Below are 14,832 nucleotides of genomic sequence, written 5' to 3' on the forward strand. Positions count from 1 at the left end.
AAATGGAATTGCTATGAACAAGCATCTGTACCGAATCGTTTTCAACAAGGCCCGCGGACTGCTGATGGTCGTGGCCGAGAACGTCACCAGCCAAGTCAAGGCGCCGGGGACCCGCTCCGGGCCGACGACGAGCGCAGCGGCTTGCACGGCGACACTCGGGGCGTTGCGCTTTGCCTTGATGACCGCGATTGGCCTGGTGTCCTTGAGCGTGGCGCCGGCCTGGGCTGGAACCATCGTCGCCGATCCTGGCGCTCCGGCCGGCCAGCAACCCATGGTGATACAAAGCGCCAACGGCACGCCGCAGGTCAATATCCAGGCCCCCAGCGCCGGCGGTGTCTCGCGCAACACTTACAACCAGTTCGACGTCGATAGCCGGGGGGTGATCCTCAACAACGGCACGGGCAATAGCCAGACGAAACTGGGCGGTTGGATCGAAGGCAACCCGATGTTGGGCAATGGCAGCGCGCGGGTCATCCTCAACGAAGTCAACGCCAGCAATCCCAGTCAACTGCGCGGTTACGTCGAAGTCGCCGGCCAGCGCGCCGAAGTGGTGATCGCCAACCCGGCCGGCATCACCTGCAACGGTTGCGGCTTCATCAACGCCGACCGGGCCACCCTCAGCACCGGCCGGGCGCAGTTGGAGAACGGTCGCATCACCGGCTACACCGTGCAGGGCGGCACCATCAATATCGAAGGCAAAGGCCTGGATGCCCGCGAGACCGACTACACGGACCTGATTGCCCGCTCGGTGCAGGTCAACGCCGGGGTGTGGGCCAACGACTTGAAGGTCACCGCCGGACGTAATCAGGTCAATGCCGACAACACCCAGGCCACGCCGCTGCCAGGCACCGAGGGAGACAAACCCACCGTTGCCATCGACGTTGCCAAGCTCGGCGGCATGTATGCCGGGAAGATCATGCTGGTGGGCACCGAATCCGGCGTGGGTGTGCGCAACGCCGGGCAGATCGGCGCCATGGCTGGCGAGGTCGTGATCAGCGCCGACGGCAAATTGCAAAACCAGGGTGCGATCAGCAGCGCTACAGCGACCCGAATCAATGCCGCCAGTGTTGAAAACAGCGGCACACTCTACGCCAAGGGCGACCTGGGCCTCGACAGTACCGGTGACATCGACAACAGCGGCACCGTTGCCAGCCAGAACCACACGACACTGACCGCCAAGAACATTCGCAGCACCACGGCCTCGAGCCTGGTGGCGGGCGTCGGGGCGGACGGCAAGTTGGGCAGCAGCGGCAACCTCGCGTTTCGGGCCACCACGGTCAAGGCGCAAGGCCAGAACCTTGCCGGCGGCGATGTCAGCGTCGAGGCCGCTGACCTGGACCTGAGCAGCAGCCAGACCCTGGGTCAAAACGTCACCCTGACGGCCAGCGGCGGCGATGCCAACCTCAGTGGCAGTCAAGTCGATGCGACCCAGGTGCTGACTGCCAAAGCGACCAATACCCTGCGCACCAATGGGGCCAAGGTCACCGCTGGCAACCTGCAATTGGGCGCGCGGGATGTTGCCAATGTCGGCGGTGAGCTGGTGCAGACCGGCACCGCCGACGCGTCGATCAAAGCCACTGCCACGCTCGACAACAGCGGTGGCCGTATTGCCTCCAACGGCAACAACCTGAAGCTTGGCGCCGATCGCCTCGACAACAGCAAGGGCAAGGTCGAGCACGCCGGCAAAGGTACCTTGGACATCCAGGCCAGCCAGTTGGCTGGCAGCAAAGGTACCCTGGCGAGCAATGGCACATTGAGCGTCAAGGCCCGCGAGGTGGTGGTCGATGATGGCCTGACCCAAGGCCAACAGATCACGCTCGACACCACGACCCTGTCCAACCAGCGCGGACGCATTCTCCAGACCGGCGCGCAGCCCTTGCAGGTCACCGCCCGTGAACGCTTCGACAATCAGGCCGGACAAGTCAGCAGTCCAGGGGCGGTGGTCCTGAAGGTCGGGACGTTTAACAACCAGGACGGCAAAGTCCTCGCCACCGATAACGGTGCGTTGACCGTCACGGCCGACAAAGAGGTCAATAACGACGGCGGGACGCTGGCCGCCAGCGGGACGACAAAGGTCAGCGGCGAGGCGCTGGATAACACCCAAGGCACCGTGAGTGCTGGCGGTGAGCTGTACGCGACGTTCGACCGCTTGAACAATATCGGCGGCACGCTCGCCGCCACCCAGCGCATGGAAATCATCGCCGGGCAGTTGAACAACACCAACGGCGTGCTGGGCTCGGTGAAGTCCGGCTTGCTGGTCAGCGTCTCGGCCGATGCATTGAACAACAGCGGCGGGCGTCTTGAAGCGCTGGGCGATATCGATCTGTCGGCCCAGGGCCTGAATAACCAGGGCGGGGTGATCAGTGGCCAGGCCCTGGACCTGGACAGCCACGGCCTGCTGATGGACAACAGCCAGGGCACGTTGAATGCCGGTGCGACCCTCGATCTGCGCAGCGGTGAACTGCGCAACGCGGCGGGCCTGATCCAGGCCAAGGGCAAGCTGTTCATCGACACCGACAGCCAGGCGCTGAACAACCTTCAGTCCGGCACCACCCAAGGCATCAGCGGCCAGGGTGCGGTGGAAATCCACAGCGCCCATTTCAACAACAGTGGCGGCTTCCTCGGCGCCAAAGGCGCGCTGGTGCTCAAGGCCACCGACCTTACCAACGGCAGTGGTGGCCAGATCATTGGCGAAAAAACCGTACAGGTCGAAGGTGCCCGGGTGGATAACCGCGGCGGTCAATTGCAAGGCCTCGGCGATGTCCAGTTGGTGCTGGGGGATACGCTCAACAACCAGGGCGGACTGGTGCGCAGCGCGGGAATGCTGGGCGTGATTGCCGGCGTGCTCGACAACAGCGCCACCCAAGGTGCCAACCAGGGCCTTGAAGGGCGTGCCATGAGCCTGGCGCTCGACACCTTCGGCAACCAGGCCGGTGCCGTGCGCGCCGACCAAGGATTGTCCATCGGCGTCAGCCAAACGCTGGATAACCAGGGCGGCCTGATTTCCGCGGGAGCCGGCCTGACCATCACTGATCGCGATCCGGCGCAGCGTCGCCAGGCAGTGCACAACCTCGACGGGACCTTGCTCGCTGGCAGCCTGTTGTCCCTTAACGCGGCCTATTACGCAGGCACCGGTCGAGCCCTGAGCCTGGGCGACCTGACGTTCAGCCTGCAAAGTGGCCTGGACCTGAGTGGACAGATCCAGGCCAATAACAAGATCGACCTGAGCACCGAGGGCGCTTTCAACAACAGCGGAAAACTGTTGGCAGGCAATCTCCTGCTGGTGCGCTCGCAGACGCTGGACAACGCCGCCAGCGGGGAGATCAGCGCCGGCCAGGTTCGCCTGAGCATAAACGACAGCCTGACCAACCGTGGCCTGATCGACGGCCAGCAAGTGCGTGTGCAAGCGCTGTCGCTCAACAACCTGGGCACCGGACGTCTGTACGGTGATCGACTGGCGATCGCCACTTCGGCGCTGAGCAACCGTGATGAGAACGGCAGCGCCGCGACCATCGCCGCCCGTGAGTCGCTGGACATTGGTACCGGCACCCTGGATAACCGCGAGCAGGCGCTGATCTTCAGTGCCGGGGACCTCGCCATCGGTGGTGCGCTGAGTGCGACTGACAAGGCCCAGGACCGTGCTCAACTGCTGACCAACGCCAGTGCGACCATCGAAGCCCTCGGCAACCTGTCGCTCGATGTGCAAAACGTGCGTAACACCAACGAACATTTCAGCACTCAGCAAGTGGAAGTCAGCCGCACCGCCTTGCAGGAATTCCAGCTCAGCGGTTCGCCGAACCGCTACCAGGGCGACCAGATCTCCGTGAACAACGATGAGGTCCTTCACCTGACCACCCCAGAGGGGCGCAAAGACAACTGGAACCGCTACGACTACACCCGCGTGGTGCAGGAAACCCAGATCGCCACCTCGGCGCCGGCGCAGATCCTGTCTGGTGGGACGATGCAGATCAACGCAGGGGATGTGCTCAACGACAAGAGCCGCATCATTGCCGGTGGGTTGTTGCAGGCCAACATTACCAGCCTGACCAACACCGAACTGACCGGCCAGCGCACCACTACCGACAGCGGCACCGTCAGCAATTTCTATCGCATCCAGCGCAAGGGCCGGGACCGTCAGGGAACGGCCGTCACGGCCTACACGCCAGCCCCCTTGATCCAGGACATCACCCTGCAGCCGACCGTGTTCGCCCAGAACGCCGCCGGCAACGGTACCGGCACCCAGATCAGCGCCCGCGCCACACAGGGCGTCGGCGAGCAGATAGCCGCCACGGGCACGGTCAGCGCCCCGGTCGGCAGAACCTATCAAGTGGCGCCTATCGTTCAGGTCGCGGCCCAGACCACCCTCAACAACAAGGGCGTGGCCGAGCAGATTCGCAGTGGCGGGCCATCCCTGGCCTTGCCGAACAACAGCCTGTTCACCACCAATCCGCAGAACACCAGCAGCTACCTGATCGAAACCGACCCGCGTTTTGCCAGCTATCGCACCTGGCTGTCGTCGGACTACATGTTGCAGCGCTTGCAAGTCGACCCAGCCCTGACGCAACAACGTCTGGGCGACGGCTTCTACGAACAGAAATTGATTCGTGAACAGATCGCGCAACTCACCGGCCGACGTTTCCTCGACGGCTACGCCAATGACGAAGCGCAATATCGTGCCCTGATCGACAACGCCGTGACCGTCGCCAGCCAATGGCAACTGGTGCCCGGCGTGGCCCTGACCTCCGAGCAGATGGCTCAGTTGACCAGTGACATCGTCTGGCTGGTGCAGAAGCAAGTCACCCTCGCCAATGGTGACACCCGCAACGTGCTGGTGCCGCAGGTGTACGTACGGGTCCAGGAAGGCGACCTCAACGGCTCCGGTGCCCTGATTGCCGGGCAGCAGTTGAACCTGAACATCGCCGGCGACCTGGTCAACAGTGGCAGCCTGGCCGGGCGCAGTGTCATGGCGATCACCGCGCAGAACATCGAGAACCTCGGTGGGCGCATCCAGGCCGACAAGGTATCGCTCGCCGCGCGGGAAAACCTCAACAACCTCGGTGGCCTGATCGGTGCCGTGGACAGCCTGTCGGTCAAGGCCGGGCAGGACATCAACGTCATCTCCAGCAGCCGGGACAGCAGCAGCGCCCAAGGCACCCGCACCAACCTGTCGCGGGTGGCCGGGCTGTTCGTCAGCGGTGCCCAGGGCACGATGGGGGTGAGCGCCGGCAACGACCTCAACCTCACCGGGGCCCAGGTGGTCAATGCCGGCAAAGGCGGCAGTACGTTGCTGGAGGCGGGCAAGAACATCAACCTGGCCACGGTCGGCGAAGCGCACGAACAAGCGCTGACCTGGAACAGCAGCAACTGGCGCAAGGACGCCAGCCAGACCGAAGTCGGCTCACAGGTCCAAGGGCAGGGCGACGTGCGCTTGAGCGCCGGCCAAGACCTCAACGCCCGCGCCGCCCATGTCACCAGCGAACAAGGCGCGGTGTTTGCCGAGGCCAGGCGCGACGTCAACCTGACCGCCGGCCAGAACTACCAGTTCGCCGATGAAGCCCACAAGGTCAAGGGCAGCAACGGGATGTTCTCCAGCAAGACCACCACCACCCGCGACACCATCAGCCAGACCTCGGTCGAAGGCTCCACCCTGAGTGGCGAGCAGACCTATGTGCAGGCCGGTCGCGACATCAACCTCAAGGGCAGCAACGTGGTGTCCACGACCCAGACGGTGCTGGTGGCGGACAACAACGTCAACATCGAAGCCGACACCGCCAGCAGCAGCGAACGCCATGACAAGTCCGTGAAGAAAAGCGGCCTGTTCAGCGGCGGTGGCATCGCCGTCACCCTGGGCAGCCAGCAACAAAGCGTCAAGGACCTCACCACCGAGCACACGGCCGTGGCCAGCACCGTCGGCTCGACCGCTGGCGATGTGTTGATCGAAGCGGGCAAGGGCTACCGTCAGGTGGGCAGCCAGGTGTCGGCGCCACAAGGCAACATCGACGTCACGGCGCAGACCATCGACGTCGTCGAGGCGCGCAACACCCGCGAGCGCGAGCGTGAAACCCTGTTCAAGCAGACCGGGTTCACCCTCACCGTGACCAACCCGGTGATCAGTGCGATCCAGACGTCCCAGCAAATGAAACGGGCGTCGGAGAAAACCGACGACGGGCGCATGAAGGCCCTGGCTGCCGCCACTGCCGTGCTGGCGGCCAACAATGCCGCCACTGCCGTGGCGATGGACCCGGGCGCGGTGGGCGGGATCAACATCAGCCTGTCGCTGGGCACCAAGAAGAACGAAAGCACCACCACCTACACCAGCGACAGCGCGGCTGGCTCGACCATGACCGCTGGCAACGACGTTCGCCTGCGCGCCACGGGAGCTGGCGCCGCGAGCGACATCACCGTGCAAGGCAGCGATATCAAGGCTGGCCGCAACGCCAGCCTGCTGGCGGACGGCGATATCAACCTGCTCGCCGCGCGCAATATCGACAAGCAGGAAACCGACAGCAAAGGCAGCAGCGCGAGCATCGGCATCGGCTTTTCCCTCGGTGCACGCAACGGCTTCACCCTGGACCTGGGTGCCTCCGGCAGCCGCGGCCAGGCGGATGGCGATGGGCTCACCCACACCAATACCCATGTCCAGGCGGGCAACCAGTTGTTGCTGTCCTCGGGCGGTGACACCAACCTCAAAGGCGCGGTGGCGAGCGGCAAACAGGTGTTGGCCGATATCGGCGGCGACCTGAACATCGAAAGCCTGCAAGACACCAACACCTACGTGGTCGATGAGAAGAGCCTGGGCGTTGGCATCAGCCTGTGCATTCCGCCGTTCTGCTACGGCATGAGTTCGGTCAACGGCGTCAGCGGCAGTTTCGGTGCCACGGATATCGACTCCAATTACGCCAGCGTGACCGAGCAATCGGGCATCAAGGCTGGGGATGATGGGTTCGACATTCGCGTGGGTGGCAACACCGACCTGGTCGGCGCTGTCATCGCCAGCAGCGACAAGGCCGTGCAGGACGGCAAGAATCGCCTGGTCACCGCCAGCCTCACCAGCCGCGACATCAAGAACAAGGCCGAGTACGACGCCAGCACCGTCAGCGTCGGCGGCGGCTATCGCGAAGTCGGCAAGGACCAGCAGGGCAACGCCACCAGCGGCGGCACGCAAACCCCTGGCACCGACCTGCCGAAGAACGACAACGACCTCAGCGCCACGATGCCGATCGCCATCAGTGCCAGCGACGATGCCAGCAGCGTCACCCGCAGCGGCATCAGTGGCGGCACCATCGTCATCAGCAACGACGCCGAGCAACAGAAGCGCACCGGCAAGAACGGCGAGCAAACTATCGCCAGCCTCAACCGCGATGTCTCCAGCGACCGCGACACCACCAACACGCTCAAGCCGATCTTCGACGAAGACGAAATCCGTGCCGGTTTCGAGATCGTCGGGGCGTTCGCCAACGAAGCCAGCACCTTGCTCGCCAACAAGGCCAAAGAAGTCGACCTCAAGCGCAAACAGGCCGAGGCGGCTCAGACAGCGGCCCTGGACCCCAACGCCAAACTCACCGACACCGAACGCCTGGCGCTGCTCGGCAACGCTCAGCGACTCAACGCCGAAGCCAGCGGCATCGCCGACAAGTGGGGGGCGGGCGGCACCTACCGACAAATCACCACCGCCCTGGTGGGCGCGGCCAGCGGCAACATCAGCGGCGGCAACAGTGCGTTCGTTCAAGGGCTGGTGGTCAATTACGTGCAGCAGCAAGGTGCCGGCTACATCGGCGACCTGGTGGCGGACGGCAAACTCACCGAAGGCTCGCCGCTGCACGCCGCCCTGCACGGCATCGTCGCCTGCGCCGGTGCCGCCGCCAGCAGCCAGAGCTGTGGCAGCGGTGCCGCAGGCGCGGCGGCGTCGAGCCTGCTCACCGGCCTGTTCTCCGAAGCCAGCCCCGATGAAAGCGAATCCCAACGTGAGGCCAAGCGCAACCTGATCGTCAGCATCGTCACCGGGCTGGCCGCCACCAGCTCCTCGCTCGACCCGGCCACCGCCACCAGCGCGGCCGGCGCTGCGGTGGACAACAACTGGCTGGCGACCCAGCAGTTGGTTCAGGCGGAGAAGGAGTACAACGAGGCTGACCTGATGGGCAAAGCTAAGGTGGTTGCCAAGTGGGCGTACATTTACCAAAAACAAGAAGTACTGACCCGATTCGGCATCGGCAAGGGCTTGGCGCAGGCGGGTTGGAGCGACGTCGAAGGGCTGGCGCAATTCCTCCTTAATCCGGTTGAAGGGATCAAAGGTATCAAAGCCTTGATCGAGGATCCCGAGGCGCGCCAGAGATTAGGCAACGCCATGGTCGATGACGCCAAAGCCAAAATCGCACGTATCGAAGACGCGCTGGAACACGGCGGCGACGAACGTGCCGTGCAACTGGGCGAGGATATTGGCGAACTGGTCTGGCAAGTCGGCACCATCGCCACGGGCGTGGGCACGGCGGCCAAGGGCGGCGTGGCGCTGGCGAAAACCGGGATCAAGGTGGGGGCCAAAGAGCTTGAAAAAATGGCCGATATGGCCAACATTGCTAAAGCTGAAGCCGCTGCTGGTAAGCCGATGCAGTGGAGCAGCGTGGAGGGGGCGTATAGCAAGAAACTTGAGGGGGGATATAGCCCTGGCACGACGACGGTTAATGGGAAGGTTGTCGAGAATGCGGGGGAGTACAATGTCGGTGCCAAAGGGGCAGGTACCACGCTGGAAACAACCAATCCGGTTGCTGTGAGTGGTAGCCGGGCCATCGATAAGGCACAGAGTTACGAAAGTGGTGTGCGTGGGATGTATGGGGATACTGCATTTGCTGAACGTAAATACACGGCAATTGTCGATGGGCAACGTGTCAACGGTGTCGCTGATGAAGTGGCAGTGATCGGCGGGAAACCCACAGCTATTGAAGCAAAATTTGTCGATGACTGGGCTAGTTCTATTCGGAACCCAGAAAGCCTGGCTGGCTCGAAGCCGTGGTCAGTAGCTGAACAGACGAAAATGGTAGATCAGGCGAAGAAATACTCATCTGCTTTCGATGGCGGTGTTATTTATCATACGAACAGCCGAGAGCTAGCTAGTTATTATTCGAAGGTATTTACCGGTGCCGGCGTCACAAATTTTAAATTTGTAATTACCCCGGCAACAAAGTGAGGTGTGAGATGAGTAGTGATCGGGAAACGTTAGAAAAAGTTCTGGGTGGGAAAATTGAGCAGTCGAACGCTCGAAATGTACCTGGTGTTACGGTTGTGGACGGGCAGCAAGTTGTTTATTTTTCGGACGATGGGAAAAACAAACTACGGAAACAATTTAATAACATTACCTGCTTTTCTGAGCCTCCGAATGCTGTTCGTGGAGGGGTAAATGATCGCGGGTGCAGAGTCACACCGCCCGAGGGACCTATTTTTCATGCGATTTCCTATCATGGTGATCTTGACGGTTGGAGAAAAGATATTGAGGCAGGCGCAATTGGCCTTGGTCTATTACTCGCCCAAATCAAAGGTGATCAATTGGTTATTTCCGATGGCCGCTCAATCCCTTTGTCAGATTGCAAAATAGAGTTTTCTTGATCATTGCTGATCCACAATACCGGCCTTGCGCCGGTGTTGTTTTATCGGTGTTAGCTTTTCTTTTCAATAAGGCAGGAGATTTGGTTTGCCGGGGGACAGAGACGGAATACAAAATTCTAGATAATATCGCTGACCAGTTGGGGGGAATACCTCCGTCAGAGGGGCCGTGAATATTCTTACGGAGAAAGCGGCTGGTACAAGCTGTCTAAATGTAGCTGAGCAGTTCAAGGCGAAGTACCCCATTATCACCGTTAATATTCTGGATAATCAGGGTGTTATGCTGCGCCCACCGAGGAAAACGCCCTAATGGAAGAGAGAGTAACTTATGGTGAGATTCGGGCTTGGTTTCTGGGTAGTTATTATAACTATTGCAGAGTCAAGCTCAGCCACCAATACCCATGGATTGAAGGTGAAAGTGAAGTAGGCTATGCCTATAGTGAGCTTGAAAACTCCTTTGATTTGCCTATTGAAAAATTAATGCTGGAGGTCCTGTCTCTTATTCTTTCGGCAGGCCGATCCTCGGAGAAAGTTCAGAAATATCATCAGGATGCTATCTCTGAATTGCTAAGGAAGATTGATCTTTCTTCTGTTTTGGAGGAGCTGCCTCCTGATGAAGCTGCAGAGCTTGTAGGTGATCTTAGAGTGTTAGGTTTTTATTGATAGGAAAGAACCGCAAAAAAAAGGGAGTGGTTTATTTAATTGCTCGGCTCTTAAGTTTATCTGCCCCTTTTCTCCCAGGAGGCGTGAAAGGATCAAGGGTATCCTAACGGCATTCCTTTAAGATTATGGGTTTTTCTCGGGAGAAGTAATGGAAGAAAAAGATATTGTTTCAGTCTTGAGTGAGCAGGGCTGGGTTTGTAGTAAGGATGAAGTTGGTGATTATTTTTGGGGAAAGGGGATAGATTTATTTATTGGAAAGGAGAAAAGGGAACGGATTTATTTAATCGCTTCTTAAATAAAACCATCCCCTTTTTTCTAATGCTAGGGCAAGAATCCCATGAGTGCAGCAGATATAGAGCTATGGTTTTATGCGTGTCCTAACAGAGCTTTATCTATAGATCAGCGGCATGCTGAAGTCATGGATAGGATGTCTCGTATTGGTGCTCCTTTAGGGTTCGCAGGTCTTGAGCTTCCTGCCGTCCCGAGTTGCGGCGACGGGTTGATTGCTACCTATACTGTTAAGCTTCCCATCAGAGGGCTTCGGTTTGTGGGGGACTATGCGTATCGTGGTGATCGATACATATATGAGGATAGGGCCTCCTATGACGAGCACTTGCGTTTTGGATTTAAAATATCAAACAAGGCTGTTGATTATAAGCTTGTTGTGAATGAGTATTTGCCAAAAGTGATTGAGGCGTTTAAGGGGTATAAGGCTCATGTGTCCTATGATTTGTATGGTCTGTATTATCAAGGAGGGTTGAATGATGATAACTTGGCTTGCAATCGGTTGCGTGAGGATAAAACTATAGATGTTGATGGGCGTAACAATATTTATACGCTATTTCCTGCCCAGTTCTGGGATGCAGCCCTTTGTCAGCGTGCTCTAGGCTACGGCCCTGATGAAGTCATTGCGCGACTGCAAGGCAAATGTCGTATGGCGGTTCGGATGATGGATGGGGTTTATTTAGTTCTCAATGATGACCCGGACATGTCCTATGAAACCTTTGTGGAAATGAATGAACAGATCAAGCCGATCTTGGGGCTGGTCTAGCGGGCATATCTGGGAAAAGCGGGAAAGGGGAGGGATTTATTTAATGGCTCGGTGCTTAAATGAATTTGTCCCCTTTTTTTTGCTTGGTGGTTGTCCTGAAGAAATTTATTTAATGATTCTCCAAGAGGTGTTTGGTGCGTGGCGATAATGATATTTACAATGATATTGGTGCGATTTTATTCGATGTCGCTCCAAAGGGGGCGTGTAAGGTTGTGATGCGCGCACAGTTGGCGCCGGAACTGGACAGCTGCGAGCATGAATATGATTTCGTAGATGAGCAAGGTAATGTGTCATGGTTTACCGCTGGAGGGCGTGTAAATACGGATATGTTGAAGCTGTTGGTGGAGCTCAGACATTGGTATTTCCAGAATAAGCTGACGGCAGGTATGTCTGCTTGGAGTGGCTGCGAAGTAATGATTGACTTGGTTGAAAGAAAAGTTGGTGTCGAGTTTATATATTTACAATAAGTGGGTGGGAGCTATGCTTGCGGGAACTCGTTGCTGCCTCTGTCAAAAAATGGAGGAGGTCAGGTATGAACTCTTTGTTGTCGGAATGGTGTGCCTTCTGTGAAGGTGAAACACTTTTTGATAAGTCTCATTTTCTGGGTCTGTTGAAGGTGCACGGTAGTGCTGAGGAGCTTAAGCGAATATTTAGTTACTTTCCTTTTGCGGAAGAGTTGATTGTTAGAACAGGGCGCGTTCTCACCGCTGGAGAGATGGAAAACTCTCTTTATCTCTTACCTAAATGTAGGGCGGAGAAAAACCAGTTGATTCAGTTAGGTCGGGAGTGGTTAAAGGAGCAGGAAAGGGTATGTGGTGTGCTTGGTGATTCCGAAATTTTCGAAATTTGCCATAATGCCCAGGTGCTTTTTGTTGATGCGCAATGTATGCAAGGTGCGTTTCAGAAAGATATTCCTCATTACTGGTTGTTTGATGAGATCGGGGATGCAATCAGGGGGAGTAGGGTATCTGAGAGCGAGCAGGTGTATGCGCTGTTTGAGGCGCTCTATGGGTTGGCTACGGACTACTATCTTGCTTGGTATATTGGGCAGCCGTTGTTTAAGTTTGATATTGATTTGGCGTCCTATTTTAAATTCTGGCGGGCTGGCGGAAGGTGTGCTCTCACCGAAAGCGGCTTCTTAGTGGCTAACCAGGAATAAGGCGGCCAGGTCAGTAAATGAAATTTGGCGTTGAGCTACGGGAGGCACAGGGTGCGAGACGAAGATTTTGAGTGCTTCATTGGTGTAATGGGTGACGCTACATCACATCGACCGGTGCTTGATTCCCAGGTTGCGAAATATCGGGGGGTACTGCCGGACGTGTTGCTCACCTATTGGCAGAAAGAAGGTTGGTGTGGGTATGCCAATGGACTTTTCTGGACGGTGGATCCGGACGATTACAAACACCTGCTCGATACGTGGTTAGCCGATACTGAATTTTCGCAAATAGATAATTACCACGTTATTGCCCGGAGTGCTTTTGGAACGCTGTATGCTTGGGGCGAGAAATACAATCAGAAAATTGTTGTTTCATGTCCGACGGGGTCTATCGTCGCGTTGATGAATAAACTGAATGTACCTAATAAAGATCCAGATCTAGCTATTCAGACATTTTTCGCTATGTCTGATAAGGAACGTTATGATCTGGAGGATAGTCAAGGTGAGTTTTTATTTGAGCGAGCCCTAGAAAAGTTGGGTGCACTTGACGAGCATGAGGTCTACGGTTTTGAGCCAGCATTGTTTGTTGGAGGGACGGCTTCGCTGGATCAGTTGGTTAAGTGCAATTTAGAGATTCACTTAACGAGCCTTCGACAGATGCGTTCCTGAGTGGGCACAGTAAGCGGAAGGGCGTTGTACTGGTGTAAAAGGAGCATATCGAAATGGATGAAATCAACGTCCGGCTTCACCAACACCGGCGCTGGCTGTCACAGTCGGAAGGCCTGACGGCTCAAGAGCTTGATTTTATCGATGAGGATCTGGCCAGCGACTCATTAAGCGGATTGGACAATGTGGCTGACTCGTTGGGGATGCTGGCGGCTTATTACGGCATTCGGGGCGAAGTCGCGATCAGTGACGGAGAGGCTACTGGCTGGGAACAGGTCTCGCGCTCGATGATGTACCGTTATTGGGCGCTGATGCTCAAGGCCAAGGCTTTCTCCAAAACGAGTTTTCTTCAGGGCATCCAAACCGTCCCCAACCTGACTAACCAGTTGAGCATTGCTGGGTGCTTGCTGGCCGGGTTGATAGCTGTGGATCGTCGTGATCTGGTTGCATCCGTGGCCGATGTGCTTGCCGGAATGCTGTCCGTCAAAGGCGCCGTCGATTCGAGCTATCTTGAACGGCGTCGATTTGAACCTTTCATGCTCTGGCTTTATTCAGTCTATTCGCAAGGTGCTGCGCTTCCGGAGATCAAGTCGATGGATCTGGGGATTTATCAAAACGTGATAGACGAATGGACAAATGAGCGAGGGCTAGCTGATGCGTTGGAAGCGCTTTGTCGGTATCACTTATCCAACGCTGAAGACAACGGTGGGGCCTGGGATCCTGAGTTCAAGCATGCGCCTTTCGATCTGTTGCCTTTAGAGATCCACGCGATTTTCCAGGTCCGACAGCAACTGGGTTTGACTGCTCCAGCGGTGTCGAGTCCGTTGTTGTCCGCAGAGACGGCTGCGCTAGAAAACCTGGTCACCGTTCCTGATCAACTTGCTGTCCGAGTGGAAACGGCCTACGAGCGTTTCTTCGGGCTTTAGACGCAGGCGCGACCCTTTTTTCAGTTAAGCAATGACATGCGGTGAGCTGAAATGAAGTATTACTTATTGCGGGAAGACGTGCAGTTTCCTGAGCGCTGGTACCTGGGCGATATCAAACACTGTAACAACTGGCTCTTCATCGACCCCCCTTCTGAGTACATGGAGCCGTGTACCTACGCCCTCGAGGTTCGTGAGGAAGGTGTGAGTCTGGATTTTTCCTTGGCTGGATATGCCTCTGTGCCGATCCTGAGCGAAAAAGCCAGGGACGCGTTGGTGGGCATTCCCGACGTTGATGAACCCTATATGAATGTCGTGCTTGAGCCCGTGACGGTTGCGGGGGAGCACGCTCATGATCGTCACTATGTAATGATCGTTGAGACCCAATTGGATTGCGTAGACGAATCACGTTCCGCTTTCAAAAAATATGAGGTCAATGATCCCGTACGACCAGATCGAGCCGGCGAATACAGCGTCTTTCTGAGTCTCGTCATTGATCCTGCCAGGGTTCAGGGAAAGCATATTTTCCGCGTCAAGAAACACTCGGGGGCATTGATCGTTAGCGAGGAGGTGAAGCTTCGGCTGGAGCGAGCGGACCTCTCTGGAATGTTGTTCGAAGGTGTGAATGGCGAGGGTGAAGTTATCTGCTGATCGTGGCGAGGGAGCTTGCTCCCGCTCGGGTGCGCAGCAGCCGCCAAACAAACAGGTCCGCTGCGCGGCCCAGCGGGAGCAAGCTCCCTCGCCACGGGTGTTCGACCAGTCCTCCGTACTTGGTTTCT

Annotated in this window: 11 protein-coding genes; all 11 read left to right on the top strand. The window is 57.4% G+C overall.

The window, feature by feature from the left end; all coding sequences use genetic code 11:
• Positions 1–13: 13 nt before the first annotated feature.
• The 11 genes from AB4O09_RS08375 to AB4O09_RS08425 all read left to right on the top strand — a co-directional run bounded on the left by AB4O09_RS08375 (position 14) and on the right by AB4O09_RS08425 (position 14,704).
• Positions 14–9,181: a two-partner secretion domain-containing protein gene (locus AB4O09_RS08375; RefSeq protein ID WP_460108090.1), complete on the top strand. Its 9,168-nt coding sequence runs from the start codon at positions 14–16 to the stop codon at positions 9,179–9,181.
• An 8-nt stretch (positions 9,182–9,189) separates the two neighbouring features.
• Positions 9,190–9,597, top strand: coding sequence for a hypothetical protein (locus AB4O09_RS08380; RefSeq protein ID WP_080570004.1), 408 nt, complete (start codon positions 9,190–9,192; stop codon positions 9,595–9,597).
• A gap of 166 nt (positions 9,598–9,763) precedes the next feature.
• A complete protein-coding gene (locus AB4O09_RS08385) occupies positions 9,764–9,904 on the top strand; it encodes a hypothetical protein (RefSeq protein WP_172681415.1) in 141 nt (46 codons plus the stop codon).
• Positions 9,904–10,257, top strand: a complete 354-nt coding sequence (gene imm2, locus AB4O09_RS08390) for an Imm2 family immunity protein (RefSeq protein ID WP_053163153.1) — start codon at positions 9,904–9,906, stop codon at positions 10,255–10,257. Before AB4O09_RS08385 ends, imm2 begins: the two co-directional genes overlap by 1 nt.
• Before the next feature lie 148 nt (positions 10,258–10,405).
• Positions 10,406–10,552 (top strand): hypothetical protein, encoded by a 147-nt coding sequence (locus tag AB4O09_RS08395; protein WP_155499105.1) that lies wholly within the window; start codon positions 10,406–10,408, stop codon positions 10,550–10,552.
• 42 nt (positions 10,553–10,594) lie between these two features.
• The gene (locus AB4O09_RS08400) at positions 10,595–11,308 is read left to right on the top strand and encodes a hypothetical protein (RefSeq protein WP_155499104.1); all 714 of its coding nucleotides are present in this window, start codon (positions 10,595–10,597) and stop codon (positions 11,306–11,308) included.
• 134 nt (positions 11,309–11,442) lie between these two features.
• The gene (locus tag AB4O09_RS08405) at positions 11,443–11,775 is read left to right on the top strand and encodes a hypothetical protein (protein ID WP_053163147.1); all 333 of its coding nucleotides are present in this window, start codon (positions 11,443–11,445) and stop codon (positions 11,773–11,775) included.
• A gap of 65 nt (positions 11,776–11,840) precedes the next feature.
• On the top strand, positions 11,841–12,467 hold the full coding sequence (locus AB4O09_RS08410; protein ID WP_053163146.1) for a hypothetical protein: 627 nt from the start codon (positions 11,841–11,843) through the stop codon (positions 12,465–12,467).
• Between the two features lie 51 nt (positions 12,468–12,518).
• A complete protein-coding gene (locus tag AB4O09_RS08415) occupies positions 12,519–13,133 on the top strand; it encodes a GAD-like domain-containing protein (protein WP_053163300.1) in 615 nt (204 codons plus the stop codon).
• Between the two features lie 53 nt (positions 13,134–13,186).
• On the top strand, positions 13,187–14,056 hold the full coding sequence (locus AB4O09_RS08420) for a hypothetical protein (RefSeq protein WP_053163144.1): 870 nt from the start codon (positions 13,187–13,189) through the stop codon (positions 14,054–14,056).
• A 51-nt stretch (positions 14,057–14,107) separates the two neighbouring features.
• Positions 14,108–14,704: an imm11 family protein gene (locus AB4O09_RS08425; RefSeq protein WP_053163142.1), complete on the top strand. Its 597-nt coding sequence runs from the start codon at positions 14,108–14,110 to the stop codon at positions 14,702–14,704.
• The last annotated feature ends 128 nt before the right edge of the window (positions 14,705–14,832 follow it).

The sequence above is a fragment of the Pseudomonas sp. H1_F01 genome (assembly GCF_054681425.1).